11 protein-coding genes are annotated in these 16,361 nt (G+C 64.4%); all 11 read right to left on the reverse strand.

What is annotated here, in order from left to right; genetic code table 11:
* Positions 1-1,086 (reverse strand): type VI secretion system protein TssA (tssA, locus tag BLX42_RS04380; RefSeq protein ID WP_161871226.1); only part of this gene is annotated, 1,086 nt, incomplete at its 3' end.
* 94 nt (positions 1,087-1,180) lie between these two features.
* Positions 1,181-1,699 carry a type VI secretion system tube protein Hcp gene (locus tag BLX42_RS04385; RefSeq protein ID WP_012314358.1) on the reverse strand — a complete coding sequence of 173 codons (519 nt, stop codon included), beginning with the start codon at positions 1,697-1,699 and terminating at the stop codon, positions 1,181-1,183.
* A 143-nt stretch (positions 1,700-1,842) separates the two neighbouring features.
* Entirely contained in the window at positions 1,843-4,338 is a 2,496-nt protein-coding gene (tssM, locus tag BLX42_RS04390) for a type VI secretion system membrane subunit TssM (protein WP_161871227.1), read from the reverse strand.
* On the reverse strand, positions 4,335-5,243 hold the full coding sequence (gene tagF / locus BLX42_RS04395; RefSeq protein WP_161871228.1) for a type VI secretion system-associated protein TagF: 909 nt from the start codon (positions 5,241-5,243) through the stop codon (positions 4,335-4,337). Before tagF ends, tssM begins: the two co-directional genes overlap by 4 nt.
* Positions 5,240-9,046, reverse strand: coding sequence for a type VI secretion protein IcmF/TssM N-terminal domain-containing protein (locus tag BLX42_RS04400; RefSeq protein WP_161871229.1), 3,807 nt, complete (start codon positions 9,044-9,046; stop codon positions 5,240-5,242). Before BLX42_RS04400 ends, tagF begins: the two co-directional genes overlap by 4 nt.
* 30 nt (positions 9,047-9,076) lie before the next feature.
* Positions 9,077-9,793, reverse strand: a complete 717-nt coding sequence (gene icmH / locus BLX42_RS04405; protein ID WP_012314362.1) for a type IVB secretion system protein IcmH/DotU — start codon at positions 9,791-9,793, stop codon at positions 9,077-9,079.
* Entirely contained in the window at positions 9,790-11,133 is a 1,344-nt protein-coding gene (tssK, locus tag BLX42_RS04410; protein WP_161871230.1) for a type VI secretion system baseplate subunit TssK, read from the reverse strand. Before tssK ends, icmH begins: the two co-directional genes overlap by 4 nt.
* Positions 11,130-11,852 (reverse strand): type VI secretion system lipoprotein TssJ, encoded by a 723-nt coding sequence (gene tssJ / locus BLX42_RS04415; protein WP_161871231.1) that lies wholly within the window; start codon positions 11,850-11,852, stop codon positions 11,130-11,132. The genes tssK and tssJ overlap by 4 nt, the downstream gene beginning before the upstream one ends.
* Before the next feature lie 25 nt (positions 11,853-11,877).
* Positions 11,878-14,475, reverse strand: coding sequence for a type VI secretion system ATPase TssH (tssH, locus tag BLX42_RS04420; RefSeq protein ID WP_161871232.1), 2,598 nt, complete (start codon positions 14,473-14,475; stop codon positions 11,878-11,880).
* A complete protein-coding gene (gene tssG / locus BLX42_RS04425; RefSeq protein ID WP_161871233.1) occupies positions 14,472-15,542 on the reverse strand; it encodes a type VI secretion system baseplate subunit TssG in 1,071 nt (356 codons plus the stop codon). Before tssG ends, tssH begins: the two co-directional genes overlap by 4 nt.
* Positions 15,506-16,361, reverse strand: an 856-nt coding sequence (gene tssF / locus BLX42_RS04430) for a type VI secretion system baseplate subunit TssF (RefSeq protein ID WP_161871234.1), incomplete at its 5' end; no start/stop codon positions are given. The genes tssF and tssG, both read right to left, overlap by 37 nt.

A 16,361-nucleotide genomic window follows, 5' to 3' on the forward strand; every position in this document is an offset into this window, starting at 1 on the left:
CTGCTCGCGTGTCCCCAGCACGTCGCGGATGTTGTCCACCACATTACTGTCCTTGATCACATCGCTCAGCCAGCCCTCGAGCGGCATGTTGCCCCACTTGATGGCGCGCTCTATCAGGTACGGTACCGGGCTTTGCGGCTCGGTCTGTTTGAAGAACTGGGCAATGCCGGCGAGCATCGTGAAGGCTTCGTCGCGGGTCAGTGGCGTGGTGCGCATTGGCGCAGGCGCTGCGGCCTGAACGGGCGTATTCATAGGTTCACCTGGCTCGCTGGCTGCGCTGAGGGTGACGGCAGGCTCTGGCTCTGCGGCGACAGGGTGCAGTTCGACGCCGCGGTCCTTGAGCAGTTTCTCTGCCAGTTGGCTGGCCCGCGACAGCATGTCGGCGAGGCTGGCAAAACTTGGCGCTTCGGTACCGAACAGGCGGTCGGTGGTCGCTTGCAGGCGTTGGCAGGCCTGCAGGCTAGCGGCGATCTGCACCGCTTTGGCCTGCAGGTGCTCGGTGTCGCTGAGCACCACCGAGCGCTGGAAGATCTCGGCGTTGATCTTGCCCTCGTTGAGCGCGGTTTGCATCGCCTTGGGGTTCTGCAAGGCAAGGTTTTCTACATGGCGTGATTCGTCGTAACGCAGCACGCCGAAATTCTGCCCTTGGGTAATGGGCAAGCCACCGACAATGTCGGTGAGGGTGGTCTTGAGCCAGGACAGCCGCGCAGCGCGCTCGTCCAGGCCGTCTTCGAGTGACGGGTAGGCACTCTCCCAGAATGTTTCCAGGATACGTTCGCACAGGGTCAGGCCGAAGGTGATGCCTTGGAAGTGATCGCGCTGGGCCAGGCCTTCGTTGAGCCAGGCGACCAGCATCAGGTCCTTGCTCTGCTGCTCAAGCCCTTGGGCCGACAGGTTGATGACCTTTTCCCAGTCGGCGGTTTTCAGGTCGGTCTGCCAGTCGCCCTGGGTCAGGTAGTCAGGGTCTGCCCGGCGCGCCTCCTTGATCTGGTCGAACAAGGCAGAGAAGCTCAAGTCTTCGCCGCTGCCACCGTCGATCGGCGCGGCCAGCTCGGCCAGCGAAAGGCCGTTGAGGAATTCAGGCATAAAACACTCTGATCAGGGGTGAAGAGCAACGTGCCGGGAGGCCCGGCACGCCGCAGGGTATGGGCCGCTTGCGCGGCCCAGGCCAAACAAGTGCTTAGGCAAACACTTTGTTCGCGGTGCGGTCCCAGCCACCGACGATGTTGCCGCCAGCCTGGCCGTCGGTACGGTTCTGCTGGGTGTAGGTGGTTTTGATGCGGGCGAAGTTGAAGCTGATTTCTTCAATCGGCAGGTCGCTTACCGCTTTGTCTTCACCGCCCTGGTTGCCACCGGCGACGAACTTGACCGAGGACACCACCACTTCTTCCATGTCGATGGTCAGGTAGGTGACCTTGTCACCACCGGCACGGTTGACGTTCAGCTTCAGCTTGGCGATGTGCTTGCCGGTGCAGCAGTGCTCGAACAGTTTGGCCGAGGCCTTGTCGACTGCCTTGCGGATCTTGAAGTCGGTCAGCGACACGCGCTCGGAGGATGCACCGCCCGAGGAGCTGGCAGTGGCCGAAGTGGCCTGGGTGGCGCCGTACTCGTAGCCCAGCACTTCGATCCAGTCCTTGTGTTTTTCATCCAGAACTTCGCCCGGGATGCCGTCGATTTGGATATACGCGTCAAATGCCATTGTAAAACTCTCCATTAACATCAATTAAAGGCCGCTCATGCGCCCCTTCGTGTTGACCTCGCCGAACCTGTCAGCAGAGGTAGCTTGCCGCCACCCGGGCCTCCTCCTGTGAGGCCCGGGTGGCCGGTTCTTGCAGCGCGGCCTCAGTTGAGCCCGCGCACTTCGATTTCCACCCGCCGGTTGGGCTCCAGGCACTTGATCAGCTGCGCCCGCGGTTGTTGCATGTCGCAGTTGACCAGCGGTTTGCGGCTGCCTTCGCCCTGTGCACTTACCAGCTCGGCGGGTACGCCCTTGCCGACCAGGTAGGTGCGGATGGTTTGCGCCCGTTGCCGGGAAACCTGCAGGTTGCCTTGGGCATCGCCGAGCTGGTCGGCGTGGCCCGAGATGATGATCTTGCCGATGTTCGGGGTGTTCAGCAGTTTGCTGGCGATAGCGCTCAGCTGGTTCTGGCCTTCGCTCTTGAGGCTCTGGAAGTCGGCGCGGGCAAAGGCGAACAGGGTGTCGGACTCCAGCGTGATGGTTTCGATCGAGCGCAACGACTGGGTCAGCAGGCTGTTGATGTAGTTGCGCGAACTGGACATCAGGAACGCGTTGTCGAGAATGCGCGGCACATCGGGTTCGCGGATCTGGTCGCTGTAGAACACGATCTGGCGGCTGGCGTACAGGTAGTCCTGGTTGGCAGGGCTTTCGCTGCCGGCGGCGTCCATGCGCTTGCCAGTGTGGCGGGCGATGGCCGGGTACCAGTAGTCCGGTAACCTGGCCTTGAGCAATGCCGGGTCGGCCTTTTCCCGCTGGGCAGGTGACAGCATCACGTAGGTGTCCAGCGCTGCCTTGCCGAAGTCGGCGATCGACTGGGCACGGTTGTCATGGGGCAGGGCTTCTGGCTCGACACTGTCGACACCGGTCACCGGCTGCAACTCACGGGTATTGCGCTGGTAGACCTTCAGTGTAGTCAGCAGGTACAGGGTGCGTGTCAGGTTGTCTGCCGTGGGCTTGAGCATCACGTTCTGCAGGGCTGCGAAGTAGCGCGCACGCACTACCGGCTCGACCGCATGGCCCTGGTACAAGCCCAGGCGAATGCCCAGCGGCACGGCGTGCTCGTGGTGCTGCTGGTAGTAGTGTGCGGCCCAGAAACGCAGGCGGTCGAGGCTGTGCCAAGGGGCGTACTGGCCAGGGTTGGCCTGGTCTTCGCGCTTGGCCTGGGCCAGTTCGGCGGCCATGGTGTCGAGGGTGTTGCGGTTGTTCATGTACGACCAGCCCCACAGGCTGCACAGCAGCAATCCCGCCAGGCTGGCGGCACCCACCCAGGCGGCCTTGCGCTGGCGTTCACGGCGGTTGCTGGTGTACACCGCCACCAGGTGCTGGTCGGGGATGATCACTTTGCGGAACAGGCTGTTGATGAACAGCGGTGCCGGCTGGCTGTTACCCCCGCTACGGTCCTGGCCGTGCGCCAGGGCGAAACGCTCGGCGACGTGCTGGCCATGGCTGCCCCACAGGGCGTCGTCGGCTTCCAGCGCGGCGGTGAAATAAAAGCCACGCAGCAGTTCGGCGTTCTGGTACGGGTTGGCCCGCAGCAGGCTGTCGACGAATTGCTGCAAGCGTGGCTTGAGCGCGGCCAGTTCGAGCGGGAAGCGGTAGGCGGCATTGTTCTGGCGGGTTACCTGAATATCCTGCTGCATCAGTTGCTGGCTCGCCACCTGCTGCCAATAGCCGGTCAGCTCGTCCATGGCCTTGCCGAAGCGCTGGCCCCAGTCGGCTTGTTCATAGCCTTTGTGCGAGAACGTCTTGCCCATCACCTCGCCGCGCGCTGCGTCATCCAGCTGGCGGTAGAAGGGTGTGAAGCCTGGGATCAGGTCGCATTTGGTGAACACCAGGTAGATGGGCAGGCGTACTTCCAGCAGGGCGCAGCTTTCCTGGATACGCTCGCGCAGGCGCTTGGCCACACGCTCCTGGTCTTCGGCCGAGCCATGCAGGATATCGGCGATGCTGACGCTGACGATCAGCCCGTTGAGTGGCCGGCGCTGGCGGTGCTGGCGTAGCAGCTGCAGAAAACCACGCCACTTGCCGGCTTCCTCGGGGCTGTTCATGTAGCGGCCGGCGGTGTCCAGCAGCACCGCTTCGGAGCTGAAGAACCAGTCGCAGTTGCGCGTGCCGCCCAGGCCTGCAACCCGCGCACCTTCGCGCTCGGCGTAAGGGAAATTGAGCCCGGACTGCAGGATCATGGTGCTCTTGCCGGCGGCCGGTTGGCCGATCACCAGGTACCAGGGCAGGGCGTACAAGGCGTCCTTCGCAGGGGTGGCGCGTGGTTTGTTGCTGTGCAGGCGCTCGATGCTCTGCAGCAGGCGCTCGCGCAGCAGGCTGATTTCTTCGCGGTCGGCCGGGCTGGCGTTGAGTACCGCCTGGTCTGCGTCATCACGCAGCAGCGCCTCAAGGTTGTGGTGCTGGCCTGCGCCACGGTAAAGCAGCAGTACATAGCCCGCCGACAGCAGCAGGAACACGCCAATGCCCGCCAGCAGGCTGTGCAGCGAGGCAAAACCCAGGGCACGGCCCAGGGCCCACACCACGAAGATCGCCAGGAAGAAGGCCAGCCCCAACAGGTAGGGTTGATAGCGCAGGCAGTAGTACTTGATCTTGTTCATACAGGCGTCGCATCCAACGCATCGACAAAGCGGTCGATGACGTGTTCTAGAGGTCGGTCGTAGTCGTGCACGGGCGTTTGTGGCGGCAGCGGGCTGAGCAGGTCCAGGCGTTGGCCGGCTGCCGCCGTGCCGCTGAGCAGGCGATACGCTGTGCCGTTATGGCGCGAAGGGAAGCAGTACAGCCGCGGGTGCATGAAATCGTCGGCCAGCAAGGTTACCGCCGGTACGTCATGGCGCCTGCCGATGCGTGTCAGCCAGGTCAGCCACAGGTCGGCGGTGGGGTTTTTCAGGCCACGCTCGGCCGGCAACGGCAGCTCGATACCGCCGTCGAAGTCGCCGTGCAGCGCCAATTGCGTAGCCCGCAAGCGTGCCAGCGCGGTAGCACTGTCGAAGGCCGGCCAGGAGCCCTGCAGCGCACGGGCGATGTCGCTGAAGCTGAAATCATGCAGGAACTTGCCGTGCACACGCCGGAACAGGTCCAGGTCCTGGGCCTGCAGCGGGCGCAGGGCCTTGATGCGTTCGAACAGGCTGGCGCGCTCGGCGCCTTGCACGGCCTGATGCAGCAAAGGCTTGATCTGCGCACTGAACAGCTCGCCGAGGGTGAACGGGTTGAGCAGCGTTTCACCTTCCTGGCCCTTGAGCAGCTGGAAGATGAAGAACGGGTAGCGTCGGGCACTGGCATCGCGGGAGCTGAGCAGGCCGCCCAGCAGCCAGTTGCCATTGCGCGCGCGGTAGCAGAAGAAGCACATCGGCAGTGCATCGAACAACGCCTGCCAGTCCTCGCGGTGGCGCATTGCCGCCAACGAGGCCTGCAGCCAGGCGTCGAACTCGCAGACTTCTTCCGCCGCGCCATGCAGGCTGACGAAGTCTGCGCTCGACGGCAGCTTGCCGAAGCAGCCGATCATCGTGCGCCCCTGCCAGCGTCGTTGAGGGCACTCAGCGCCTTGACGTCGCCCAGGTCGGTGAGTTTGACCCCGCCGAAGTTGCGCACCACCAGGCTGACCCGGCCATTGGCCGTGTTCCAGCTGAAGCGCTGCTGGATGCCGTCCAGGTCATCGACCCGGGCGCTTTCGTTCATGCGCAGCAGGCCCCAGCGCCCCGGGAAGTCGAACACGGTGATGCGTGCACCGCTGAGGGTGACCACGTCCAGGCGTGCGCCCGGTGCGCTGTTGGTGCCTGGCCAGGCAAAGCGGCTCCAGCTGCTGCGGCCGTTGCGGTAGTGCTGCTCCTGGCCATCAAGGGTGAACACGATGTCGGTAAAGTTGGCCGACGGCTCAAGCATGATCTCGAAGCCGTTGTCGCGGTCCGACAGGCTGGCGATCACCTGACCCACGTTGCTGGCCTTGTCGATGCTGTTGAGCATCCCCGGGTTGACCAGCGCCGGCGCCTTGCCGTTGCTCAGGCCCAGGCCTTCACCGCCGGACAGGTTGCCGATCTCGTTGCGCTTGAAGGTCGGCAGCAGGCCGCTTTCGGGGTCGACGAAACGCTGCAGGTCCTTGACCGAAGCTTCGTTGCGGCTGCCGGTGGCGATCGGGTAACGGTGCGCCATGACCTGCTCCCAGGGCTTGGCGATCTGCTGCTTCCAGGCTTTGGCGATCTGTTGGCCGGCCGGGTCGCGCAGGGTTTCCCAGGCGTACTGGATCGGCAGGCTGAACAGGCCCTGCAGCGAACGCGACAGGCCGTCCTGGCTGGTGTCGACGCTGGTTTCCACGTAGTTGCGCACGGTGGTCACCTCGCTCGGCTGGCCTTCCAGGGTTTCGCTGATCAGCTGCTTGCTGCTTTTACCGACATCCTGCGAGCGCTGGATGTTGTTCATGCGCACCTTGAGCTTGCGCAGCGCGGCCAGGTAGCGGTCCATGATGGTGCTGTCGGCGCCTTCGGCGTTGTTGGCCGCGAACACCCGGGCGACCGGCTCGAAACGCTTGGCCAGGCTGCCGTCGTCCACGGCCGGCAGGCTAGGGGCCATGGCGTCAGGCGCTGCGTCCTTGGCTTCGTCGATCAGGCCGGTGACCTTGCTCCAGAAGCCGTCCGCGCGGGCATTGCCCGTGGGCGTGGCGTCGCGCTTGACCGGCAAGTCCCACTGGGTGTTGTCATTGACCGCTGCCAGCAGGTTCTTCACCGGCGAGTTCTGCACATCGCTGAGCAGCCCGAGGTGTTCTGTGGCCGAGGCCAGGTCGGCGAAGTGGCGCACGCCCACGCTGCTGACCATCTTGTACCAGGCCTGGGTGTAATCGCGTTTGTAGCGGGCCATGAACTCGCGCACGAAGTTGGCTTTCTGCACGATGGCATCGCCGCCTTCGCCGTCGAGCACCCAGTCCGACTCGTTGCGCAGGTTGCCCGACACCAGCTTGATCAGCTCGGGCTTGACGAAGGTGTCCCAGCCCTGGCGGGTATAGATCGCCGGCACGCCGGCAGAGCTGTACAACAGGTTACGGCCAGGCGTTGGCACCAGGTCGTTGAGGCTCAGCGCCGGGAACTGGCGGCTGGACTCCAGTTGCAGGCGCAGGTATTCGCGATCCACCAGCGAGCTGGAAATCATGAATGCCTTGAGGTTCTGCCGGGTTTCGTCGATCAGCTGTTGGTTACGCGGCAGCGACGGCGCCTGGCCTTGCTCCAGCAATTGAACGTACAGAGGGGCGTTTTCGCTGATGACCGCAGCGTCGGTGGGGGAACCTTGGGTTGCGGCGCCTGCCCAGGCCTGCGGCAGGCTGGCGGCGACGAAGGCTGGGTCGGGGTGGGCTTGTGGCTCGGTCAACAGCAGGTACAGCTTGAGGGTGTTGTAGGCCTCGATGATCGACGCCACTTGCTGTTCGTCCAGGCGGCCGAGCATCTCTTCGGACAGTGACAGGCCGCCGGTGGTGGCGGACAACTCGGCCGCGTCGCTGGCCGTGGCCAGGTTGACCTTGGACGCGTAGGCGCCGGCACGGGTTTTGGTCAGGGCCGCCTGGGCCTTGGCCGCCAGGCGAGGCGCCAACGGTTTGCCATTGCGGCTTTTCGGCGCCGGGGTGAACTCCAGCTCCTGGTTGATGCCGCTGGCAAAGGTGTTGAACGCACGCATCTGCACCTGCAGGCTGCGGGCAATCGGCTCCAGTGCCTGGCTGCGCAGTTGCGCCAGGTAGGCGTTGCGGGCCACTTGGTGAATCGCCTCGCCGTGGTACAGGCCGGCGCTCAATTGCAGCGGTACACCCTGCTGGCGATGGGCCTCGACCGTGGCCATCTGCCCGCGCAGCACTTCCAGGCCTTTACCGGCAGCCAACAGCTGTGCGCGGTCATCGGCGCGTTCGATCTCGGCCAGTTGGCCACGCAGGCTGTCCAGCCACTGGCGGTTGTTGGCGAACGATAGCGCCTGCCAGCCGATAAAGGCCACCCCGGCGGCAGCGGCCAGGCCCAGCAACAGGGGGCTGAAGCCTGCCTTGCGGCCCAGGCGCGACTGGTACAGGGTCAGGTCGCGGTCGGGGAAAATCACCTGGCGGAATGTGTCGGTGATGAAGTAGCTGCGGTTGCCCTGCGTGTGGCTGGCCGGCTGCGCGCCTTCGTCGTGGGCCGCTTGCAGGGCAAAGTTGTCGGCGATGACGTCTTCGTACACCTGGCCCAGTTGCTGCTCGGTCTGCAGCGCACTGGTGAAGTACAAGCCGCGCAACAGCAGCGGGGCACCGCCACCCTGGCCGCGGGTGAAGTGCTCAAGGAACTGCTCCAGCACGCCATTGAGTTCTGCGAAGTACTGGGGGAAGTTGAGCAGTGTGCTGTCGGCATCTGCGCCGAGGCTGATCATCTGCGCATCGACGTGGCGGCGGATGTGGCTCTGCAGGTTTTTCAGGCGAGTGTTGAGCACCGCCTGCAAACCGTTGTTGCGGATTTCCGACAGGCCAAAGGTCATGCCCAGCGGCTGCTGGCGCTGGTGCAGGTCCAGGCCTTCGAAGGCCTGGTTGAAGCCGGGCAACTGGTCGGTCTTGCTCAGCATCAGGTACACAGGCGGGTTGGTGCCCAGGCACTCGGCGTATTCCTCCACGCGCGCCACCAACTGCGCGGCAAGCGCGTTACGCCCGTCGCTGTTGGCCGCCAACAGTTCAGGCAGGCTGACCACCAGCACCAGGCCGTTGATCGCTGCCTTGCCGCGTTGCTTGCGCAGCATGCGCAGGAAGGCTGAAAACTCGCTGGCAGACTGATCGTCGCGCAGGTAACGGCCTGCGGTGTCGATCATCACTGCGTCGGGGCTGAAATACCAGTCACAGTGCTGGGTGCCACTTTCGCTGTCATTGGCGGTGGCGATGCTGGCCGAGAGGCCCGAGTGGGTCAACAGCGAGGTTTTGCCTGCAGCCGACATGCCGATCACCAGGTACCAGGGCAGGTCGGACAGGGCCGCCTTGCCACCGCCACCGGCGGAGCGGTCGGTACGCAGCATGGCGATGGCATGCTTGAGGCGCTCGCGCAGCACTTGCTGGTCGCGGAATTCACCGGTGGCGTTCCACGAGCGATCGACCTCGATCTGCAGCAGGTTCTCCAGGTTATGCTCGGCGCGGATGCGCTGATACTGGCGCAGCACGATCACCAGCAGGAAGCAGGCGCTGATGATGGCCAACGCTTCGGGCACATGGTGGCGCAGCCAGGGCACCATCGGTGCCACCAGCCAGCAGATCAACAGGGTCACCAACCACAGCAGTGGCAGGAGAATCCAGAAACTCTTCAACAGACGCAGTAATGTTTTCATGTCTTCCTGACTCGGCTACCTGAGGTGTGCTCAGGCACTGAACAGCTGGCGGATTTGTTCGGAAAGGGCGGCGACATCCTTGTCCAGCAACCAGTCGAGCGTCAGGTACACCGCGACACAGACCAGCGCAATCAACACCAGGTACACCCACAGCGGCACTTCGTGGCGCAGCATCTGCGACACCTGGTCGGGCAGGGCCCAGTCCGGCGAGAGGGTTTTGGGTGGTTTGCGGTAGCGCGCGATGTCCTGGCCCAGGGCGTTGGCCAGGTAGCGCAGCTGGTCTTTCTGGCCGAGGCTGAACTTGCCCTCGAAGCCCAGCGCCAGGCACAGGTGGTAGACCTCCAGCACATCGAGGTTCTGTTTGACGTCGGCGCGCAACGCTTCGACCTTCTCGAAGAAACCTTCACCGGCCAGGTGCACGCCAAAGTAGCGGAACTGCAGCGGTTGCAGCTCGAAGTGCCCGCGCAGTTCGTTGTCGCCGGAGCGCAGCACGCTTTCGTCGAGGAACGCGCACAGGGCGTATTGGGTGTCCTTGACCTGCTCGACGCTGTAGTTGGCGGCGCGGGCATCGCGCTCCAGGTTGGCGAAGAAGCGGTCGACGCTGGCTTCGAAGGCTTGTACCGACGTGACCTGGCGGCCACGGCGGACAATCAGCGCCATGCTGATGAAGTCCTGTACCAGGCCCTTGAGGGTCGGTTTGTCGCTGGCGGGCGCAACGGCGCCCTGTTGCAATACGGCTTCGGTCATTTGAGCACCGCCATCAGTTCAAGCTTGAGGTTGGTAAAGGCGCTGGGCGCATAGAAGCAGATGGTCTGGGCGTTCATCATTCGCTCGTAGACATGGCCATGCGGCTCGATGGCGAAGTACTGGTTGTCCAGGCGTACCGGAATGGCGTTGGGCAACCGCGCAGCATGATTGAGGGTGACGCCGGGCATGGCGCTGTTGACCACTACTTCGATGTCTTCCGGCGAGCCCACCTTGAACGCCCGTGGCACCAGCTCCAGCAGGCTGGCACCGGGCATGTCGGCGTGTACCGAGATATAGAAGTCGGCCTCGGCCAGGCGCGGGTCGCGCAGTTGCCCCTGCCAGTACGACGGCTTGGTCTGGGTGAGGTTGATGACGATGCACTGGTTGGGCACGACATTGTCGAGCATCACCCGGATCATCTCGTCCAGTTTGACCAGTGATGCCGCCGGGTCGTGGTGATCGTATTCGGGGATATCACTAAGCTGGGTATCGAGGGTGAACGTCAACAGCCCGCCGGCAAGGTCGGCCAGGAACAGGTACAGGCGCTCGGGGTGCAGCCGCGGGTGGGCCAGCAGGTGGGCCAGTTGCGGGTGCGCACGGTTGACCGTGTTCAACAACCAGAACAGTGTGACGTCGCTGGAGCCGAATTCGGCGATCTGGTCGGCGCGCTCACGGCGCCGGCCCGACAACGCCTTGCTCTTGGCCTGCAGGGCACCGAGCAGGCGCTTGCCGATGCCGGCGATGGTCTCGTGGCTGCCCAGGTGCAGGGTGGGGTGGACGAAGTGCGGGTCCAGGTTGAAGCCGCCCATGCTGTTGCGGGTGAGTTTGGCCAACGGGCAATGGCTGTAGCCATCGAGGCTGTCGCCATCGACCAGCAGCACCACATTCAGGCGCAGGCTGGTGATTTCGTTTTCCAGCTCGCCTTCGTTAAGGTCCGGCAGGGTGTCGAACTGCTTGCGAAAGCGCCGCGCCGCCTTGTGCTCCTGGCCATCTTCGACATAGTTCAGGCCGAAGGGCTCGGGCAGCTTGAGTGCGGCGTAAACCTTCAGGTCGTTGGCCTTGAGCAGGTCCTTGAGGTCGCGCGCGGCCGGCAGCGGGTCGTGCTGCGGCGCGTCGTACAGGCTGCCGTCCGGGAACACCAGCTTCAGGCGCTTGAGCTGCAGCGAACCGTTGGCCAGGGCATCTTCGTCCACCTGCAGCGCCTGCACGCCCCAATGGAACGGGGTGCCGCGCAGGGTGGCCTCGGCCAACTGGTGCTGGTGGAACTCATCCTGGTATTGGAAGTGCTGGGGCAGCAGGAACATGCCTTCCGACCACATCACCCGGCTCTGCTTGCTCATTTGACGCTATCCACTAAAGAGTTGAAGGTTGAATCCATGGCGTTGCTGGCCGATTTACCCGCAGCGTCGGTGGCCTTTTCGATCACGGCGTCCTGCACTTTGTCGGTGAGGGCAGGCGGCGCATCGTCGGCCTTTTGCGCAGCAGCCAACTGGTCGGCGGTGGGCGGCTTGTTCAGCACATCGACGCCACGCAGGGCGCTGATTTCGGTGTTGTCCACCAGTACCCGCAGGCCATCGGACGAGAACCAGATACCGTCCTTGCGCAGCGACTCGGCATCGAATGCGACCTTCCAGCGGGCATCCTGCTCATTGCGGAAGAACGCTGCCACGCCGACATAGCGGGCGGTCTTGGCCAGCGGCCACTGGTCGGTCTGGCCGATACCCGGCAGCAGGGTCAGCTCGCGGGCTTCGACCAGCGTGTTGCCCAGGGCTTTCTCCGGTGCGTCCCAAAGCGTCTCGGCGTCGGTGGCTGCAAAGCGCTCGAGGTCGGTCAGCTGGTACACGCGCATCACCACCGACAACGGCTTGCCCTCGGCGTCGGGGTTGAGCTGGTTACCACCGTCGGAGGTCAGGATGACCTTCTCGCTGTCGGCCAGCATGTCGGCCGCCCAGCTGTCTTCCATGCGCTTGCCGATACGGTCGGTGACGCCGCAACCGGCCAGTGCCAGCAGCAGGGCTGCGACGGTCAGGCGCTTCAGGGCGGTGTGTGTGTGGTACATGACGGCTAAACCTCCGGGTACTCGTTCAGGCCAGGCGATAGGCGAAATCGCCATCGCTGCCCAGCTCGATCGTCAAGCGCTCGATCGGCGCGTCCTGGGCCATGCGCTCGAGAACGTGCTGGGCAAGCTCGGGCATCAGGGTGCGGGACAGGATGTTGTCGATGTTGCGTGCGCCGCTGTCGACCTCTGTGCAACGTGCCGCGATGGCCTTGACCAGGGCGTCGTCGTAGCTCAGCTCAGCCTGGTGGTTGCGGGCGAAACGTTTGGCGATACGCTCGAGCTTGAGGGCAACGATGCGCTCGAGGATCTGGTCCTGCACCGGGTAGAACGGCACGATGCTCAGGCGGCCGAGGAAGGCCGGTTTGAAGACGTGGTTCAGCTCGTCGCGCAGGCCTTCGACGATGGCCTCGGGGGTGGGCAGCGTCTGGGCATTCAGGCAGGTCTGCATGATGCGCTCGGTGCCGGTGTTGGACGTGAGGATGATCACCGTGTTGCGGAAGTTGATCTCGCGGCCTTCGCCGTCGTCCAGCACGCCTTTGTCGAACACCTGGAAGAACAGCTCGAGCACGTCGGGGTGGGCCTTCTCCACCTCGTCGAGCAGCACCACGCTGTAGGGCTTGCGGCGCACGGCCTCGGTCAGCACGCCGCCTTCGCCGTAACCGACGTAGCCGGGTGGCGAGCCTTTGAGGCTCGATACGGTGTGGGCCTCCTGGTACTCGGACATGTTGATGGTGATCAGGTTGCGCTCACCGCCGTACAGGGTGTCGGCCAATGCCAGCGCGGTTTCGGTCTTGCCGACGCCGCTGGGGCCCAGCAGCAGGAACACGCCGATCGGTTTGTTCGGGTCTTCCATGCGGGCGCGGGAAATCTTGATGCGCTTGCCGATTTCGTGCAACGCGTGGTCCTGGCCCAGCACGCGTTCACCGAGCAGCGCAGGCAGGCGCTGCACGGTGTCGATCTCGTCACGCAGCATCTTGCCCAGCGGGATACCGGTCCAGCCGCTGATCACCTGGGCGATGGCGCCGGCATCGACCAAGGCGTGGACCAAGGGCTGGTCGCCCTGCACGTTGCTCAGCTCGGCGCGCAGGGCGTTGAGCTGGGCGGCGTCGGTGTCCTTGGCGCTGTCCAGGGCTTTGAGTTGCTCGACCAGGCCCAGCTCCTGCTGCCACTGGGCGCTCAGGCGCTGTTCGTGCTCCTGCTCGGCCTGCAGGGCGGCCTGCAGCTCGGCCAGGCGCCGGGCATGGTCGTGGCCCTTGCCGGCTTCGTGGTCGAGCACGGCGATTTCGGCCTGCAGGTTGTCGATATGGCGGCGGCAGTCTTCCAGCGCGCCGGGTTGTGACGACTGCGCCAGGGCGATGCGTGCGCAGGCGGTATCGAGCACGCTGACCGCCTTGTCGGGCAGCTGGCGGCCGGTAATGTAGCGGTTGGACAGGCGCACGGCCTGTACCAGTGCTTCGTCCATCACCGCCACCTTGTGGTGCTCGCGCATCTTGCCGAGCAGGCCGCGCAGCATGTGGATGGCCTTGTCTTCGTCAGGCTCTTCGACCTTGACTACCTGGAAGCGACGGGCGAGGGCGGCGTCTTTTTCGAAGTACTTCTTGTATTCGGCCCAGGTGGTGGCAGCGATGGTGCGCAGCTCGCCACGGGCCAGGGCTGGCTTGAGCAGGTTGGCGGCATCGTTCTGCCCGGCCTGGCCACCAGAGCCGATCAGGGTGTGGGCTTCGTCGATGAACAGGATGATCGGGTGCAGGCTGCGCTTGACCTCTTCGATCACCGCTTTGAGGCGGTTTTCGAACTCGCCCTTGACCCCGGCACCGGCCTGCAGCAGGCCCAGGTCGAGGGTGTGCACGGCGACGTCTTTGAGTGGGGCCGGCACATCGCCCTGGGCGATGCGCAAGGCCAGGCCTTCGACCACTGCGGTCTTGCCGACGCCGGCTTCGCCGGTGAGGATCGGGTTGTTCTGGCGGCGACGGGTGAGGATGTCGACCATCTGCCGCACTTCGAACTCGCGGCCAAGCACCGGGTCGATCCGGCCGTCCCGGGCGCTTTGGGTGAGGTTGACGGTGTACTGGTCCAGGGCCGGGGTCTTGCCGCCAACCTTGCCGGTGCCTGCCACTGGCGCCGAGGGGCTGGCCAAAGGGCTGGCGAGCCGGGATTCGGCACTGCCTTCGACCAGTGCGCTGAGGTTCAGGCGCAGGTCGTCGGCGTTGATCTTCTCAAGCTCCGGTGCGGAGGCGATGACCACCCGGCGCAGTTCGGCGTCATCGAGCAATGCTTGCAACAGGTGCGCACTGCGCACCTGGCCCACACCATACTCGATTGAGGCCAGTACCCAGGCCTGCTCGATCATGCGGGTGATGTGCGGGGACAGCGCCGGGGTGCGGGTGTTGCCCTTCTTGAAGGTACCCAGGGCGGTCACCAGTTGCGCCTGCAGGCGCTCGGCGACCACGTCGTAGTGGCGCAGGATCAGCGGCAGGTCACTGTCGCTGTTGTCCAGCAACTGCAGCAGCAGGTGTTCCACCTCGACGTCGTAGTGGTACTCCGACAGGCACAGGGCCGCCGCGCTTTCAGTGGCCGTGCGGCTGGTTTCGTTAAGCTTGGCGAACAGAGACTTCAGGTTCACAAGGCGACCCCATCGTAAGGAATGTGGAAGACGGCGCAACGCGAAGGCTCCGCGTCACGGCCAGGGCGTTTGAGCCAGCCCAGCCAGCCCAGCGCGACATTGCCGCTGCGGCCCAGTTGGGCACGGGGCACGGCCTCGCGTTTGAGCTGCGGGGCGATTTCGAAATCAAGCTCGGCGCCTACATAGAAGCGCACCAGCTCGACCAGCTTGCGGTAGTCGTCGGTGCCAGGCTGGAACCGCCGGTAATCGGCCAACGCTAAGGGGCCGAGCTCGATACGGATGCACGACTGGTAATCCCACACGCGGTTGCCGGCCACGGCGCTGAGGCCGAGCTGGGCGTTCTTGCGGCCCAGCTGGGTGCACTGTTCGGGCTGCAGGTTCAACCAACGGCCGGCGAACTGCCTGACCTTGATCGGCAGGGAGAAATAGAAGCCGAGCATCCGCTCCAGGTTCAGCGCGTTGCGTGGCTTCTGGCTGAGCAGCCCGGCAAAGTAGCTGAACAGCTCGCGGCGCAGCATCGGTTGCTGGCGTTCGAACTTCAGCTGCTGGGCGCGCGGGCCCAGGCCGACCAGGTTGAGCAGGTAGCCATCGAAGCCCGAGGTACCGTTGCGCTCGTGCTCGATATGGAATTTGTACTTCTGCCAGGCTTCGTAGAACAGCGTGGTCATGCGGTGCGAGAAGATGTCGAGAAACGCATGGGCGGCATCGTCGCGGTACTGCACGTGGCGCTCGAGCAGCAGCTCGGTGTACGGGCGAGGCAATACGCCCGACGGGCCCACCAGGCCCATGAAAGTGACCTGGACTTCCGACAGCGGCAGGCCTGCCGTCGACACCTTGCCCTCACGCTCGAACTGCAGGTCGCTGACCTCGCTGGCCGGAAACGCCAGCGACAGCTGAGTGCGGAAACGCAGCGGGTCTTCGTGCGGCCGGGTTGCCAGGTCCATGCGCCCGGTGCGGCTGTAGTGCAGGCGAAGCAGGCGCACCAATTGAAAGAATTCGAATCGGTGCGGCTCGGCTCTGGCTTGATCGATCAGACCAGGGGCTGATCGCCAGTACGTGCTGGCCATTGGACGACTCTCTTTTCTCGTTGTTGGGTACGCAGGGTCAGTTGGGTAAAGCTGTTCATCGAGCAGTACTGGCCAAAGAAGTGGTCCAGCACCATGGCGAACAGGAACACGCCGCTACCGGTGAACTGACTTTCGTCGAAGGTCAGGGTGATGCCCACGCCGCGCACGAAATTCGGCCGCGGATGGCCGATGCGCGCTACCACCGGCTCGCTGCTGATTGCCTTGATGCCGTTGATCTGTTTGCGGATGGCCGAGACGTTGCGGTAGTTGTAAAGCGACAGCAGCTCGAGCAGCACTTCGCGGCCCTGGCTCACCAGCGACAGGTGGTTGAGCGACAGGTGCGCGATCAGCCGCCAGATCAGGCCTTTGCCCAGCGGGACGCGCACCGTGGCGGTGGGCTTGCGCAGGCAGCGGATGTCTTTGATCACCGAGTTGGCCGGGATGTTGAAATCACCGCGCTCGCCACCGAACGGCAGCAGCAGGGGTACATCACGGTTGCTGCAGGTCAGGCTGATGCTCAGGGTGTCGCTGGTGCCGTCGATCAACTCCAGGTCGCGGTCGACCACGCGGATGCTCATCGCCGTGGCATCGCCCTGGTTGCGCCGGCGGGCAATCCAGAAGCTGTTGTGCGGGTCTTGCTCGCCACGCGGCTCGAAGAACGGCTGGCAGGTGCCGACGTGGTCGATGCCACCGAGCTTGCGCACGCGCCGCACCCGGTCGATCGACACCACTTCCGCCGCGTTGTGCAGGCGAATGTCCGGGGTGACCGGGTATTCGTGCTGGGTGTGGGTGAGCTTGATCGGCTCGGCCTGCTGGCGG

The organism is Pseudomonas sp. SG-MS2 (assembly GCF_009933855.1).
Lineage (GTDB): Bacteria > Pseudomonadota > Gammaproteobacteria > Pseudomonadales > Pseudomonadaceae > Aquipseudomonas > Aquipseudomonas putida_E.